We start from the raw sequence: 15,189 nt of genomic DNA on the forward strand, positions 1-15,189 counted from the left end.
CGTCTTCATAGCGCCCCCGGAGCGGCATGGGCGTCAGCGCCCAGCCCAGCGACGGGAGACGCCGGCATCCGCCCGTCGCGCGGCTCGGACAAGTCGCCTTGCGACGTACGAACGACGCCGTGGGTCCGGAGCTGCTTCAGCAGGGCCTGCACCCGCTCGCGACGCAACGGACGGTTGAGCGCGGCGGCGGCCTGGCGCAGCAGCAACCACTCCGCGTTCGACATGGACAGGTCCACCGCGGCAATCACCTCGAGCGCGTGCAGGAAGGCATCCCGCGCGGGCTCGGGCACCTCGTGGAGACGCTCGACCCACTGCGCCTCGTCTTCGCCCAGGCGCTCCAGCAGCCGCTTGCGCGCCGCGGAAGGGCTGTTGCGCAGCAGATGCGCCAGCATGACCGTCGCCTCGGCCCGCAGCTCCCCATCCGTTCCGAACAGGCACCAGGCGCCTTCGATGAGCAGCTCCACGCACCGCGCGTCCACGGCCCGCACGGCGGAGAACGCATCGTCCAGGGCGCGGCGGTAGCGCGCATACTCCACCGAGGCCTCGCCCAGCCGGCGGGTGTGCCGCCAGCTGGTGACGGAGGAGGTCAGGACGCTGGCGAAGGGAAGGAGGTTTCGCAGCACGCCCTCTCCCATCAAGCGGTTGCCCAGCTTCCGCTCCGCCGCCTCCGTGTCCTCGGTCAGCATCCGGCCTACGAGCCCCGCACCGCCGTGGTCCGCGTCCTCCCACGTCTCCGAGCCCGACGTGAGGGCGTGAAGGTGGAGCAGATCCCACGGGTCATCCGGGTCGATGCTCACACCGAACGCGGACGCCACGTCGCACATCATCCGGGCCTGGATGAGCGAGCACAGCATCGTGTCCAATCCCATGGCGGCTCCTGCCACGGGGACGGCCACGAGCGCCCCCACGAAGCCGGTATCCAGGGTGAACATGGCCGCGCTGGTGGAGATACCCGCGGCGCTTGCCCCCACCAGCGCAGCCTCCTTGCTGGCACGCCGGATGAGGGCATCCGTCTCGGACGCACGGACGGCGGACGCGGTACCGGCGCGCCGCGCCTCGTAGTGACGCACGTAGGCGGTCACCAGCCGGGCGTGCCACGCGCCCGAACGGATGTCCTCGAGGCGCAACTCACGCCCGAGCTTCTCGGCGAAGTCTCGCAGCGGGTGCAGTGCGGCCGCAGGCTTCGCGGCGTCTTCCGGGTGGAATGGAGCGGTTCGTGTCATGGGCATGAGTGCGGAACAGCCGTGCGCGCCAGACCTGGAGGACGCGACACGGCTGGTGGGGGGTGCATCCGATGTGGGCTTCCAGGAATCGGCGCACTCAAGCTAGGGGGATTCGAGGACCGGGAGAACCGGTCCTGCGGGGCAACGCCTACGCCGCCGGGTTGACGGCTGCCTCAGCGGACGGTGATGGCGGCCCGGGCAGTGCGCAGGAGCTCGGTGAGCTCGACACGCGCCCGCGCCTTCGCCGCCGGGTCTTTCACGTCCTGACCTCGCTGCTCCACCAGGGCCGTCACCATGGCGCCCGCGGCGGCCTTGGCGCGGGCCCAGGGATTCGTCTCCGCGTCCGCTTCGTTCGTCGTCACCGCGGCCCAGACTTCACACAGGTGGCTGGCGGCGTCCGCGAACGCGGCGACGGCGGGCTTCTGTTCGAGGATGGACACGTTACGCAGGTCCCCCAACGCCCCCGCGATGACGTGCCCCTGGCGATGTGCCTCACCGCGGGCCTGGGCGAAGAGGTCCGCGGCGGCAGCGGCGCCCTCGACGCGCGTCGCGGCCTGCCGCAGCCACTCCGCACAGATCTGGAAGGCCGTGGGCTCGGGGAACCGCGCCGTCAGCCAGCCCAGCAAGGGATAGAGGTACTCGGAGCGCTGCCAGGCCTCGTCCACGGAGCCGCAGGTCAGGCCCGACTTCTGGAACATGTCGAGCAGGAACGCATCAGGGGATTCACTCATCACGGCGCCCACTCTCTCCTCGCGGTGGCCCTGGGACAATCCCGAACGTGGCGCTACTGCGCGCCCGTGGGCAGTGACAAGTAGTGCTCACCCAGCTCGGTCAACGTGCCCGCTGCGCCGCTCAGGCTCGCGAAGCACGGGGCGTTCGTCCACCGCCCCGTGAACCACGCGTAGCGGAACACGTCCTCGCGCCGCTCGCAGACGGCCACCCTCTCCGTCACCTAGGAGTTCCGTCGAGAGCGTCCACGGTTTTCTGAGGCGCGCCGGAGCCTCAGGAGCGACAAGCCCTGGAATTCACTTGGCCGCGCGTCGAGCACGCGTCTTGCTTTAGCTCACGGCTCTTCCAGACATCCACGGAGGCCCCATGGCCGTCCCTCGCATCCAAGTCGTCGCGTGTTGCACCGCTGCCCTGCTGCTTGCTGGCTGTGAAAGCACCCCGTGCAGTTCGGCGCCGCCCTCCGCGGCCACCCGCTGCCTTCCCCCGGAACTTGAGCAAGCGCCGGGTGAATACATCACCTCGTCGGCCCCTCGGCATTCGACCCCGACCGCCGCCGACGAAGAGTTGGCGGCCTTCGTCAGCGGCAACACCAGCCTGGGCGTAGCCCTCTATCAGCGCGCCATCCAGGAGAAGCAGAACGTCTTCTTCTCCCCCTACAGCGTCACGCAGGCCCTCTCCACGGTCTATGCCGGGGCTCGCGGGAACACCGCAGCGCAGATGGCCCAGGCCCTGCGCTTCTCCCTGTCCCAGTCGAGACACCACCCCACGGCGAACGCGTTGGAGCGGGCACTGGCGAAGCCCCCGAGCCATCCCCCGGCTTCGGGGACACCGCCGACCTTCCATTCCCTGAACTCGGCGTGGGGTCAGCAGGGCATGACCTTCCATGACGACTTCCTCGACACCCTGGCCCGGCATTACGGCGCCGGCATGCATCTGATGGACTTCGAGAACGATGCGGCCGGTGCGCGCGCGGAAATCAACCGCTGGGTCGAGGTGAACACGAAAGACCGCATCCAGGACCTGGTCGATGAAGAATCCCTCCCGGATGCGACGCGCTTGATGCTCATCAACGCCGTCTATTTCAAGGGCGCGTGGTCGTGGCCGTTCAACGAGCAAGGAACGCGGAACGCGGCCTTCCGGGCCCTGGATGGAACGAGCCACCAGGTCCCGACGATGAGCGGCGGCATGGGGCAGTACATGGAGGGGGATGGCTTCGAAGCCGTCACCCTGGACTATGCCGGAGGCACCTTCCGGATGGTGCTCATCCTCCCGGAGTGGGAGCGCTTCGAGGAGGTGGAATCCCGGCTGTCTCCCGCTTTCTTCGACGAAGTCCGCGCACGGCTCGAGAACCGTCGGCTCGATATCCGGCTGCCGCGCTTCCAGATTGAGTCCGAGCTCCCACTCATCCCTGCCTTGCAAGCGCTGGGCATGGAGGACGCGTTCACGGCGAGCGCTGACTTTTCGGCCATCTCCCCCACGAAGCTCATGATTGCGACCGTGAATCACAAGGCGTTCGTGGCCGTGAACGAGATTGGGACGGAGGCCGCCGCCGCAACGGCCGTGGGTATGGTCCCCGTGTCACTGCCAGAGCCGTTCCACGTCAATCGGCCGTTCATCTTCGTCATCGAACACGTGGCGACACAGAACGTGCTGTTCCTGGGGCGGTTCGTGAAGCCTTGATGCACCCGTGGATTGCTGATTGCCTCCGCACTTGAAACGGGAAAGTGCATTGCGATTCATGAGCGGAGTGGTCGGACTGTTGGGGTGCGGTGGTCCGGAGGTGGAGCGAGACCCGGTCGATACGGTCAGCCGGCTGGACCAGGAGATTGTGGGAGGAGTCGAGGCTCGGCCTCACTCCTCCCGGTCGAATGCCCCGGAGGCGATGAGATGACAGGTTCCGCCCTGCGGCGGAACTAGATGAGGGGCATGAAGACCTTGAACCCGCTGCGGCCGTTGTTGGTCGTGTTGCGCTCGATGAAGTCGCTGGCGGACGAGCGGCCGTCGCCGGTGGTGATGGCCGTGTGGCCGTAGATGCTGCCCAGTCGAGTGGAGGTGCTCTCCCAGGTGAGGACGAGGCCCGGAATCTTCAGCGCCTGCTCAAGCGACATGTTGACCTGCTTGAACTTGTCGCGCGGCAGGTTGTTGTCAATCTGGTTGCCGTTGCCCCAGACCTTGAAGCCGAAGGCGTTCTGAATGGCCCGGCTCACACCCGTGGCGCACAGGCCCTGGCTGTTGTACCCGCCCATGCCCAGCGCGGCCTGGCGGCCCGCCTCGGCGAGCCTGCGCATCGCGGGGGTCGCCTGGCCCGGGGCCACACCGCCGCTCCCGCTGACCGCTCCGCCGCCCGACGCACCGCCGGAGCTCCGTGAACCGCTCTTGCCAGAGTCGAAGGAATCCTTGCCGCTGTGGCCCGTGGCGCGGCCGCCAGCGCTCCCGGGGAGGCGCAGCGTGTCACCCGCGTAGATGAGGTCCGGATTGGCGATCTTGTTGATGCGCGCCAATTCCTTTACCGACGTCTTGAAGCGAGCGGCGAGCTCCGAGAGGGTGTCCCCCTTGCGAATCTTGTAGGAGGAGGATGCTCCCCTGCGGCTCGAATTGATGGACGTGGACATTCAGGTCTCCTGGCTCCCATTGTCGTCACGGCCCTCCCGGAGTTGCGTTTGGTTTCCCAAAATCTTGGAATCCACAAGGAAACCAGGGACTGCAAATCGAGAAAACCCGAGCAAATCCAGGTAACTGGAGGCGCTCGATTGCGATGCGGCCTCCGTGCCGAAGTGAGCCTCACCGTTCCAGGAGAAAAAGCGCTCTAGCCGGCGTCTGGCGGCCGTGCCTTCGCCACGGGCCCTGACGCGAGATGAGCTGAAAGTCGAGCGGCAGGCTCGACGCTCCGGGGCGCCACGCATTTCGCGCACCTCGCACGCCCCGCATGGAATCCCAATCGCCCCGAGGAAGCTGCCCCTCACGGAACTCCAGCGTGGCCAGGGCCCAGAAGCGCTCCCAGCGCTCGAAGAGCTCTCGCCGCACCTCGTCCGTCGCGGGGTAGGAATGGTGCTCGATGGCCCGCTCCACGAGTTGCAATCCATAGAGCACCATCGCGTAGGCCTGGGCCCTGCTGGAGCGAGTCGTCAGCGTGGGCAACCCCCAGAGCCCCACCTGCTGCGAGACATAGTCGAGCGCGAGCGGGTCTTCGGAAGTCAGCTCTGGGTTCTCCGCGGGCGGCGCAACCCAACAGAGGGCATCGACGGGACTCTCCAACGGCGTGAGCATGGGCATGCACGCTCAGGCTCTCATTCCCTTTCGGCGATGGAAAGTCAGGCAACCTACCCCCCGAGGAGTATGTCATGCCGTCCGTCCGGGTGCCCCATCACCCATCCGAATCACCGCAAGCTGAACCAGCGGCCCGCTTCCCAACCTGCGCAGTGTGCCTCGCAGAGCCGATGTAAGGCATTCTGGAGCACGCAGCCCCTCTCACTATCCTGTCACCCTCCTGAATCTCCCGAGGAGCCGTGACATGAAAAGCACTGTCGACCTGCAGGGCAACCCACTGAGCGACATCGCTCTCGCCGCGATGCGGCGATGGCTCCTCGAAACGGATGTGCTGGGCTACCTGCCACAAATTGCCGCCACGGAGTCCGAAGGCCGCCTCTGGACGTACTACGGGTTCGGCATCCGGCGCATCGATGAGCTCGTCCGCGCGAACGGGTACGCGGTCCTCGACGACCCCACCGTCGTCACCGAGGACCTGGACGCCATCGTGGCGCTGCGCGAGTTCATGGCCGCCGCCCCCCCACTCATGGACGGGCACCGGAGGAGCGTGGAGCAGCTTCGCGCATTCGCCGCGGAACGGGATGCGCTGGAACAGGGCCGTCCGCTCACCGCGCGTGAGCTGTTCGCCCTCTGGTACCTGAAGGCCGTGCCGGGCGCCTACATGGCGCAACGACTCCAGCTCTCTGACGTGGACGAAGCCACGGTGCGGCGCATCGCGAAGCTCTCCGCCGTGGGACTGCAGATGTTCGATGACGGGGTGGACCTCCAGGCGGACCTCGACCGGGGACGCCTGTGGTTGAGCGCGGAGGAGCTCGAACTGCTGGGGTTGTCCACGACGCCGCCCGCGACGCTGGCCACCACCGCCGGGGAGCGCATCGTCCGGCTGCGCAAGGCCATCTGCCTCGAGTACTTCCTCGCGGTGTATGACGAGGCCTCTCGCATCACCTCGCCAGAGAGCCGCAAGCGCGCCCAGTCCTTCGCGGAGGGCTGGCTGAGCTTCCTCCAGCAGGGCTACCTCAAGCTCTACACGCCCGGAGGCCCCAAGCCCTGGGACTCCGTGCAGCGCGCCCTGAAGGCGCTGCCGGGCTCGGAAACAGTGAAGCTGCCCGTGCTGCACTCGCTGTTCTCCCTCGTCTCCGCCCTGCCGCTTCCGCCCGTGGACGTGGAGGCCTGCCGGCGGGAGCTGCAACAGCTCGGGGGCTGCCCTCGGGCGCTGGCGCCAGAAGTGGCCCTGGACGCCATGGGTGTCTGCGAGGCGGAGGGAGACGCGGCGAACTTCGACGCGCCCGGGCCGGAGGCCTCCCTACTAGAGCGCGTGCTGCTGGCCTCGCCCGCAAAGCACACGGCGGCGGACTTCGCGCGGCGCTGCCGCGAAGCGACCGAGGGCTCTCCGTCCAACCTGCGCGACCCCAACCTGTCGGAGGTGTTCGCCAGCGGGATCAAGCTCGCGGAGCGCTCCGCGCGGAACTCCGTCACCGCCCGGGAGAACTTCCTCCAGCAGCTTCGCCCGGGCTCAAAGCGGGCCCCGGTGGTGGACGCAGAGCTGGCCGAGCGGTTCTCGCGCGACGGCGCGGACTGGCTCGCGTTGGGAATCGAGGCCCTCGCGGCGACGGCCCGCGGGGTCCGCGACGGCTGCCGTAAATAGGTCCTCTGTCCGTCACCTCATCCATCGTCAATGAATCCTGAATCCAGCATCGCGGCGACCGAGTCTCCCTGGCTCGTCCGCCGCAAACCCCAGGCGTCGCCTCGTCTCCGGCTGTTCTGCTTCCCCTACGCGGGAGCAGGCAGCCTCCCCTACTTCCGTTGGCCCGACCTGCTCCCCGAGGCGGACATCGAGGTGTGTGCCGTGCAGCCGCCCGGCCGGGAGAACCGCCTGCATGAGCCGTCCGTGGAAGAACTGCCACAGCTGCTGGACGCCCTCGTGCGGGAGCTGTCGCCCCTCTTCGATGGCCCCTTTGCCTTCTTCGGCCACAGCCTGGGCGCGCTCATCGCCTTCGAGCTGACGCGCGAGCTCCGCCGCCGGGGCCTGCCGCTGCCTGGCACCCTGCTCGTCTCCGGCTCCGAGGCGCCCTCCCGGCGCAGTGGACTTCCCCCACTGAGCGGCCTGCGGCGAGACGATTTCATCCGCGAGCTGTCCGCTCGCTACGACGGCATTCCGCAGCAGGTCCTGGCGCAGCCGGAGATCCTGGACCTCATCCTCCCCATCCTGCGCGCCGACCTGAAGATTTCAGAGCGCTACACCTACCAGGAGGAGCCTCCGCTTCCGGTGCGGCTGTGTGCCTTCGGTGGCACTCGAGACCCTCGCGTCTCGGAAGACGCGCTCGACACGTGGCGACTGCAAACACAGCAGTCCTTCTCGATGAAGATGTTTCCAGGCGGCCACTTCTTTCTCAACGAGCTGACGGCCCAGGTGGTTCAGGCCGTCCATGCCGAACTCGCAGTCGGAGCAACCCCAGCACCATGAACAGAGACGACCTGCTCGATGTCCTGACCCGCTATGTCACGGATGAACTCCTGGACGGGGACGCGGAGGACCTCGATTCCTCCACGCCCCTGCTGGAGCTCGGCGTGCTGAACTCGCTGGAGACCGCCCGGATGATGGGCTTCGTCCAGAAGAAGTACGGCATCACCATTCCCTCGGAGTCGCTGAAGGTCGAAAACCTCCAGACGATCTCCGCCATCGCCGACCTCGTCTACGACGCGAGGCCCCGGCAGCCGTAGCCGCTCAACGGCTCCGACGCAGCATGGCCTGGACGGCGTCATCGTCCAGGCTGTCTACGTCCGCCAGGAGCGCATCCAGCTCCGCGTCCTCGGGAGCCTCCTCCACGGGCGCGGCCGCCTCTTCCTTCAGGCCCAGAACCTCGGCCGCCAGGTAGTCCACCAGCCCGTTGACGGTGGGGTTGTCGAAGGCCACTGTCGCGGGCAGCGAGGTGCCCAGGCTCCGCTGCAGGACGTTGCGCAGCTCCACGGACATCAGCGAGTCCATGCCGAACTCGAAGAAGCCCTGGTTCGGGTCCAGTGGCTCCGTCGTGGGACGCCCCAGCACGCCGTTGACCAGCTCGCCCACGTGCGCACGCAAGGCACCGCGCCGCTCCTTGGGCTCGAGCCGCTCCAGCCGCTGACGAATCCCCTCGCTCGCCGCGGGGCTGGCCTTCTCGATGAAGGCCTCGAACAGCGGCGAACGTCCGCGCCGCCCGAGCACAGCCCAGTCCACGGGCAGGACACCGAGCTGACCGCTCAGCCCCAGGGACTGCTCGAACACCTGGAGACCGTCTTCCGGAGGAATCACGCCGAAGCCCAGCTGCTCCATGCGGCGGCGAATCTGCTCCTCCGCGGCCGCGCCCACCTCGGACCAGGCGCCCCAGTTGAGGCTCAGGGCGGGCAGCCCTTCGGCCTGGCGGGAGCGGGCCAGCGCATCCAGGAAGGCATTCGCGGCCACGTAGTTGGCCTGTCCCGCCGAGCCGATGAGCGACGCCGCCGAGGAGAACACGACGAAGAAGTCCAACGCCGTGCCCTGCAACGCACGATGGAGGTTCCACCCACCGGAGACCTTGGGCGCGAAGGCCTTGGCCAGCCGCTCCGGCGTCATCTGCACGAAGAGGCCGTCATCGATGACGCCCGCGGAGTGGATGACGCCGCGCAGGGGCGGCACGCTCCCTGAGAGTCCGGCGAGGACGCGCTCCACGTCGGCGGCCACGGCCACGTCGCCCTGCACGCAGTGGATGGTGACGCCACGCTGCTCCAGCGCTTCAAGACGAGCGCGCGCCTCGGGCCCCGGCTCACGTCGCCCCATCAGGACCAGGTGACGGGCTCCACGCTCCGCCAGCCGCTCCGCGACGATGAGCCCCAGTCCGCCAAGGCCACCCGTAACGAGATAGCTCGCGTCCGGCTTCAGCGCGGCCTCGCCGCTCGCCCCACGGAGCTTCCGGCTGCGCACCAGTCGAGGCACTCGGCGCGTCGTTCCTCTCAGCGCGATTTCGTCCTCGCCGCTGCCACCGAGCAGCTCGGCATGAAGCTGGGCGACTTCGTGCTCGGACGCGCTGGCGTCCAGGTCCACTCGCCGGCAGTGGAGGTCTGGATGCTCGCGGGTGATGGACTTGCCCAGGCCCCAGAGGACCGAACTCCCCAGGTGGGTGATGTGCTCCTTCTCAGAGGTCGCCTGGGCACCGCGTGTCACCAGCCAGAGCGAGGTGCTCTTTCCCTTGGCCTCGACGAGCGCCTGGGCGAGCGCGAGCACACGGGTGCCGTGGCCCAGGGCCTGCACGGGCACGTCGTCCCCACCTCCGTCCAGGCTCCACAGGTCGATCACATGCAGAGGCCCTTGCAGCGCCTCCGGGCGCAGCTGGCCCAGGAGCGCGAGCGCCGAATCGCGGCCATCGACCGTGGCTCGCGCTCCAGCAGGGACCGTCACCACGTGCCAGCCTTGCTTCGTCAGTCGCTCGGCCAGGCGCGCGCCCAGCCCCGCCGCGTCGGCGAGGATGAGGCACTGTGTCCCAGCGTGCGCCGCCTCGGCCCTTACCGCTGGAGCCTCCAGCGGCCGGGGTTGCCACTCCAGATCGTACAGCCAGTTCTGGTAACGCTTGCTCTTCGCGCCCAGGAGTCCCTCCCGGGTGATGCGCCGGAGCAGCAGCTTCTCCACCGTGGCCACGCGCTCCCCATCCGCCGTGAGCAACTGGATGTCGCACACGTAGCCAGGGCCCTTCGGGTCATCACTCCGCGCCAGGGTCGCATGGGCCCACACTTCACCCAGCCCGCCGCGCTGCACCTGCACCTTGCCGACACCCACGGGGAGGTAGGCGGCATCCCCTTCCTCGTCGAGCACGGCGCCCACCATCTGGAAGCACGCATCCAGGAGCGCGGGCTGAAGCTGATACTGCCCCGCGTCCGCCGCCGCGCTGCCTGACAGGGCCAGGCGCCCCAGCACCGCGTTCTCTCCCCGCCAGAGCGACTGGATGCCTCGGAAGCTAGGGCCATACGCGAGCCCCGCCTGCCCCAGCTTCGCGTAGTAGCCCTCCACCGGCACCTCGCGAGTCAGCGAGGCCCGCAGACGCTCCACGTCGACGCGCTCGGCTGGCGCGGCCGTCGTCGCGGAGAGCTTTCCGTGAGCATGGAGGATCCACGCGGGCTCGCCCTCTCCCGTGCGCTCCTCCTGGCTGTGGATTTCGAAGCGCCCGGCGCGCTCGCCTTCCGGCGAGTAGAGCAGGTGCACCCGGCGCGCCCCTTCCTCCGGAAGGAAGAGGGCCTGCGAGAAGGTGATTTCGTCCACCGTCCCGCCCGACGCACCGAAGAGCGAAGCCCCCGCGGCGAGCCCCATCTCCACGTAGGCCGCGCCCGGCATCAATATCTGTCCGTAGACGCCATGGTCCTTCAGGAAGGCGGGCTTCGCGGCGCCCACGGAGGACTCGAACTGCCGCACCTGTGAAGGCGACGCGTGCGGATGGCCCAAGAGGGGATGTCCTCGCGTGGCCCCTGCCTCCGGCGCTGCGCTCACACCCGGGATGTCCCAAGTGGACCCGTTGAGGTCCATCCAGTGATTGCGCCGCTGGAAGGGATAGACGGGCAGCGCGACCTTGTGGCGCTCGCGCCCCTGGTCCACGCCCCGCCAGTCCACCGGCACGCCCGCGACGTGAAGGGCCGCGAGCCCCTCCAGCATCTGCTGCCAGTCCGAGCGCTCCGGCCTCAAGCTGCCCACCCAGAGCGTGTCCTCCTGCGTGATGCAGGACTGGCCCATGGTCACCAGCGTGGGCTTCGGGCCGACTTCGAGGAAGGCCTTCACGCCGGCCTGCTCCAGCGTCTGCATGCCCCGGGCGAACATCACCGGCTCACGAAGATGCTGCACCCAGTACCGAGGCGTCAGGATTTCCTTCCCCGCCTCGTGCCCGCTCAGGTTCGAAATCAGCGGGATGGCCGGAGGCTGGAGCTTCACCTTCGCCACGGCTTTGGAGAACGCGTCGAGGATGGGGTCCATCAACGCGGAGTGGAACGCGTGCGAGACGCGCAGCATCGTGCCGCGCTTGCCCTTCCGCGTCAGCTCGGCCACGCATTCGCTGACGGCGGCCTCGCGCCCCGAAATCACCACGTTGCGGGGGCCGTTGAGCGCCGCGATGGACACCTGCCCGTCATACCGGGAGAGCAGCGCCTCCACCTCCGCGGCATCCGCGGACACGGCGGCCATCGTCCCGCCCGCGGGCAGGGACTGCATCAGCCGGGCGCGCGTGGCGATGAGCTCCAGTCCTTCTTCCAGGGTGAAGACGCCGGCCACGCAGGCCGCCACGAACTCACCCACGGAGTGCCCCATCACGAAGTCCGGGCGGAGGCCCCACTGCATCCACACCTGCGCCAGGGCGTACTCGAGCGCGAACAACGCGGGCTGGGTGAAGCCCGTCTCGTCCAGCCGGGCTCGCGCCTGCGCGTCGCGCTCGGCGGGGTGCAGCAGGTCGATGAGCGACTGGCCCATCAACGGCTTCAGCACCGCGTCGCAACGCAGGAGCGTCTCGCGGAAGGTGGGCTCGGTGCGGAAGAGTTCCTCTCCCATGCCCAGCCACTGCGCGCCCTGCCCGGTGAACAGGAAGGCCAGCCGAGGCTCCCCGTCCGCCTTCCCGCGCAGCACCGATGATGACGTCTGCCCGGCCAGGAAGGACGTCAGCTGCTCCTGCATGGCCTCCTGTGAGCTTCCCAGCACCGCGAGCCGGTGCCGGAAGGCGTCCCGCCCCGTGTTCGCGGTGAAGCAGATGTCCTCCAGCGACTGCGACGCGAGCCCAGGGCCACCGAGCGCCTGCGCATAGCGCTGCGCCAACTCGTTCAGAGCCTGGGGGTTGCGCGCGGACAGCGTCAGGACGTGCATCGGCCGCGGCGTCGCATCCGGCGTCCGGGCAGGCGCGGGCGGGGCTTCCTCGATGAGGACATGCGCGTTGACACCGCTGAGCCCGAAGCCGCTGACACCGGCCACGCGGGGCTTGTCGCCCTTGGGCCACGGCGTCACCTGCGTGGGGATGGCGATCTGCAACTGCTGCCAGTCCACGGCCGGGTTGGGCGTTCGGAAGTGGAGGTGCGGGGGAATCTCGTCCTGCCCCAGCGACAACACGACCTTGATCATCCCCGCGGCTCCGGCGGCGGACTCCAGGTGTCCGAGGTTCGTCTTCGCGGAGCCGACGAGCAACGGAGCGTCCGCGCCGCGCCCGTGCCGGAGCACCGCGTCCAGCGCCCGCAGTTCAATCGGGTCGCCCAGCGGCGTCCCCGTGCCATGGGCCTCGATGTAGTTCACGTCCGCTGGGGCCAGGCTCGCCGACTCCAGCGCCTTGCGCAGCAGCTTCTCCTGCGCGGGCCCGTTGGGAACCGTCAGGCCGCCGCTGAGCCCGTCATGGTTCACCGCGGAGCCACGGATGACGGCGAGGATGCGGTCGTTGTCCCGCTGCGCATCCGAGAGCCGCTTGAGCACCAGGACGCCGCAGCCTTCGCCGCGCCCGTAGCCATTGGCGGACGCATCGAACGTCTTCGAGCGCCCATCCGGCGCCAGCGCCCGCATCTTCGACAGGACGATGTTGTTGTCCGGCCGGAGAATCACGTTCACCCCGCCCGCGAGCGCCAGCGAACACTCCCCCTGCCGCAGCGCCTGGCAGGCCAGGTGGGCGGAGACGAGCGCCGAGGAGCACGCGGTCGCGACCACCATGGACGGCCCCTGGAGGCCCAGGACGTAGGACACACGTCCCGCGGAGAAGCTCAGCTCGTTCCCGGTCCCCATGTACGGCAGGTCCCGTGTCTGCACCGCGTTGAAGGGAACGCGCCCGTAGTCACTGCTCAGGAAGCCGACATAGACGCCCGTGTCGCTGCCAACCAGGGAGCCCGGGGCGATTCCGGCGTCCTCCAGGGCTTCCCACGACACCTCCAGCATCAAGCGCTGCTGAGGGTCGACGTAGTTCGCCTCACGCGGCGACAGGCCGAAGAACTCACTGTCGAAGCCGGCGATGGGTTGGTTGAGGAACCCACCCTCACGGACCACCATCTTCCAGCCCGCGTCCGGGTCCGCCGCGTAGTACGCATCCACGTCCCAGCGGTCCGGCGGGACGGTGCTCACGGCATCGACGCCGCCGCGCAGCAGCTCCCAATAGGCGCGCGGGTCGTTCGCGCCGCCGGGGAACCTGCACCCCATGCCGATGACGGCGATGGGCTCCGAGCGCGCGCGCTCCAATCCATCCACGCGCGCCCGGAGGGTCTTGATTGCCAATGCCGCCCGTTGCAAGGGCGTCATCGACTCCATCGAGAGAGCATTCTCCTCGTTGGACATCCTCACTCGAATGGACTCATCCGACACTGCCCACCCCTTTCGCTTCGACTAGCTGATTGAGATCTTTTCCAACGGTTCCGGCGCGGAGCTGGACGCAGCGGCCGGGCTGCTTGAATCCGGAGAGGTAGCGCTCGCCGGAGGCTCACGGCGGTCACTGGGCCGGGCGCCCGCATCGGAACCCGTCGTCCCCTTCGGCCGCTTCGCGAGGATCAGGTCCCCCGCCTTCTGGAGCACGTCGCCAAACGACACCCCGGACCGGTGCGGCTGGCCCGCCGCCGGAGCCGCGTGCGCCTGCTTCGCCTGGCCCTCGATGGCCGCGTCGATGTGCTGCAGCTCGTGAATCTGCGCTTCGAGGATGTGCGCGACGCCCTTGAGCGCCTCCTGCTTCGCGCGGAAGAGCTGCTGCACCAGGCCTCGCCCGCCCGGAATCAGGGCGTTGGTGAGCTCGGCGAACCGAGCGCCGTACTCCGGCGAAGCGCCAAAGGAACCCTGCGGATAACGATCATCTTGCGTGGACATCAAACACCTCTTTCTTTTTGGAAACTCACGATGAGCCGGTCACCCTCCATGCGGGCACCCGACGTCGGGAGGAGTGCAATCATCCGAGGCAACACGACGTTGCGCCGGACGGCCCCGACCTGGATGACGAACTCCGCGCCGCGGCGGGAGAGCTCGACATCGCTCTTCGCCACGAAGGGGAGCCGCACCTCCAGCGAGTACGCATCCACTGCGTCCTTGCGGATGCCCAGGGCAGGCTGCGGGGCCGTGAGACGGACGGGGTCCTCTCCCTGGTAGAGCTGCTCCGCGAAGACCTCCAGCGGCTTCTCCCCCACCATCTCCGTGGCCTGGTGCGGGACCTTCAACACCAGCAGCGACGAAAAGGCGCTCTGGAGCTTCTCGACGAGTGGCTGCTGCGCCCGCCCCCGGTCGGAGCCGGCGTCGGCGGCTTCCGGTGCGAGTCGGTTGATGACGACGCAGTCCACCGCGAGGCCGAGCAGGCTGAAGTACGTGTACGCCCGCTGCGCCTCCTGTCCGGACACCGTGTCCGCGGTGGTCACCAGCCGGAGGGTCGTCACCTCCGGGTCGTGCAGCAGCGCGTCCACGGCGTTCAGCCGGTCGCGAACCTCCAGGCTCGCGTCCGCGCCGTGGAGGCTCGCCGCCAGCAGGCGTGCCTTGCGCCCCTGATGCGTGGGCGTCTGCTGCTTGCGTGTGTACCAGCTCATCGCCGGCACGGTGTTGAGCAACTGCAGGGCCGAGCTGGTGGACGGGCAATCCACGATGACGAGGTCGTGCTGCTGCTCGCGGAGGTACTCGCCCAGCCGGAGGAGCATGACGATGTGGGCCGCCTCGGCCGTCATCGCCACCTCCTCCGCGTTCACGCGCTCCGGCCCGCCATCCACGAGCGCGGCCAGTCCTCCCTGGCCCCCGTTCCATCCCCGGCGGAGCTCTTCGCCAACGTCCACCTCGTGGAAGGACAGGTGGTCGTTGACGCCCACGGGAACACCCCGGGGGCCGGAGAAGAGCGGACTCTCGACGCCCATGGCGGCGCTGAGGCCGCGGGACAGGTCGAACGAAAGCACCAAGGTCCGGAGACCCCGGCGGGAAGCCGCGAGCGCTGTCGCGGCCGCCACCGTGGTCTTCCCGGAACCGCCGGTACCGGAGACAAGAATGATCCTGGCCATCTCA

12 protein-coding genes are annotated in these 15,189 nt (G+C 68.7%); 4 read left to right on the forward strand and 8 right to left on the reverse strand.

Going from position 1 to position 15,189, the window contains the following annotated elements:
• Positions 1–5: 5 nt before the first annotated feature.
• The 3 genes from F8M74_RS10365 to F8M74_RS10375 all read right to left on the reverse strand — a co-directional run bounded on the left by F8M74_RS10365 (position 6) and on the right by F8M74_RS10375 (position 2,175).
• Complete coding sequence (locus F8M74_RS10365) at positions 6–1,223, reverse strand: hypothetical protein (RefSeq protein WP_141253066.1); 1,218 nt, start codon at positions 1,221–1,223, stop codon at positions 6–8.
• A gap of 173 nt (positions 1,224–1,396) precedes the next feature.
• Entirely contained in the window at positions 1,397–1,954 is a 558-nt protein-coding gene (locus F8M74_RS10370; protein ID WP_141253067.1) for a hypothetical protein, read from the reverse strand.
• A 53-nt stretch (positions 1,955–2,007) separates the two neighbouring features.
• Positions 2,008–2,175, reverse strand: coding sequence for a glycosyl hydrolase (locus tag F8M74_RS10375; protein ID WP_228559678.1), 168 nt, complete (start codon positions 2,173–2,175; stop codon positions 2,008–2,010).
• Positions 2,176–2,318: 143 nt separating this feature from the next.
• On the opposite strand from F8M74_RS10375, the gene F8M74_RS10380 reads away from it, so the two are divergent.
• Positions 2,319–3,632, forward strand: a complete 1,314-nt coding sequence (locus F8M74_RS10380; protein ID WP_141253068.1) for a serpin family protein — start codon at positions 2,319–2,321, stop codon at positions 3,630–3,632.
• Between the two features lie 233 nt (positions 3,633–3,865).
• Here F8M74_RS10380 and F8M74_RS10385 read toward each other — a convergent pair whose 3' ends face one another.
• Positions 3,866–4,564 (reverse strand): LysM domain-containing protein, encoded by a 699-nt coding sequence (locus tag F8M74_RS10385; RefSeq protein WP_141253069.1) that lies wholly within the window; start codon positions 4,562–4,564, stop codon positions 3,866–3,868.
• Positions 4,565–4,733: 169 nt separating this feature from the next.
• Complete coding sequence (locus F8M74_RS10390) at positions 4,734–5,225, reverse strand: hypothetical protein (protein ID WP_228559682.1); 492 nt, start codon at positions 5,223–5,225, stop codon at positions 4,734–4,736.
• A gap of 238 nt (positions 5,226–5,463) precedes the next feature.
• Here F8M74_RS10390 and F8M74_RS10395 point away from each other — a divergent pair, with 238 nt between their 5' ends.
• Genes F8M74_RS10395 through F8M74_RS10405 form a run of 3 tightly spaced genes read left to right on the forward strand, consistent with a single transcriptional unit; the run spans position 5,464 to position 7,940 of the window.
• Positions 5,464–6,864: a hypothetical protein gene (locus F8M74_RS10395; RefSeq protein ID WP_228559684.1), complete on the forward strand. Its 1,401-nt coding sequence runs from the start codon at positions 5,464–5,466 to the stop codon at positions 6,862–6,864.
• 30 nt (positions 6,865–6,894) lie between these two features.
• Positions 6,895–7,683, forward strand: coding sequence for a thioesterase II family protein (locus F8M74_RS10400; RefSeq protein ID WP_141253071.1), 789 nt, complete (start codon positions 6,895–6,897; stop codon positions 7,681–7,683).
• The gene (locus tag F8M74_RS10405) at positions 7,680–7,940 is read left to right on the forward strand and encodes an acyl carrier protein (protein ID WP_141253072.1); all 261 of its coding nucleotides are present in this window, start codon (positions 7,680–7,682) and stop codon (positions 7,938–7,940) included. Before F8M74_RS10400 ends, F8M74_RS10405 begins: the two co-directional genes overlap by 4 nt.
• Before the next feature lie 4 nt (positions 7,941–7,944).
• Here the strand turns inward: F8M74_RS10405 and F8M74_RS10410 are convergent, their stop codons facing one another.
• From F8M74_RS10410 to F8M74_RS10420, 3 genes are read right to left on the reverse strand one after another with little or no spacing between them, the layout of a single operon-like run.
• Entirely contained in the window at positions 7,945–13,503 is a 5,559-nt protein-coding gene (locus F8M74_RS10410) for a type I polyketide synthase (RefSeq protein ID WP_163884371.1), read from the reverse strand.
• Positions 13,504–13,551: 48 nt separating this feature from the next.
• On the reverse strand, positions 13,552–14,022 hold the full coding sequence (locus F8M74_RS10415) for a hypothetical protein (protein ID WP_228559686.1): 471 nt from the start codon (positions 14,020–14,022) through the stop codon (positions 13,552–13,554).
• The gene (locus tag F8M74_RS10420) at positions 14,022–15,185 is read right to left on the reverse strand and encodes an ArsA family ATPase (protein ID WP_141253075.1); all 1,164 of its coding nucleotides are present in this window, start codon (positions 15,183–15,185) and stop codon (positions 14,022–14,024) included. The genes F8M74_RS10415 and F8M74_RS10420 overlap by 1 nt, the downstream gene beginning before the upstream one ends.
• Between the last annotated feature and the right edge of the window lie 4 nt (positions 15,186–15,189).

It is taken from the genome of Myxococcus sp. CA023 (assembly GCF_010998615.1).
Taxonomy (GTDB): domain Bacteria; phylum Myxococcota; class Myxococcia; order Myxococcales; family Myxococcaceae; genus Myxococcus.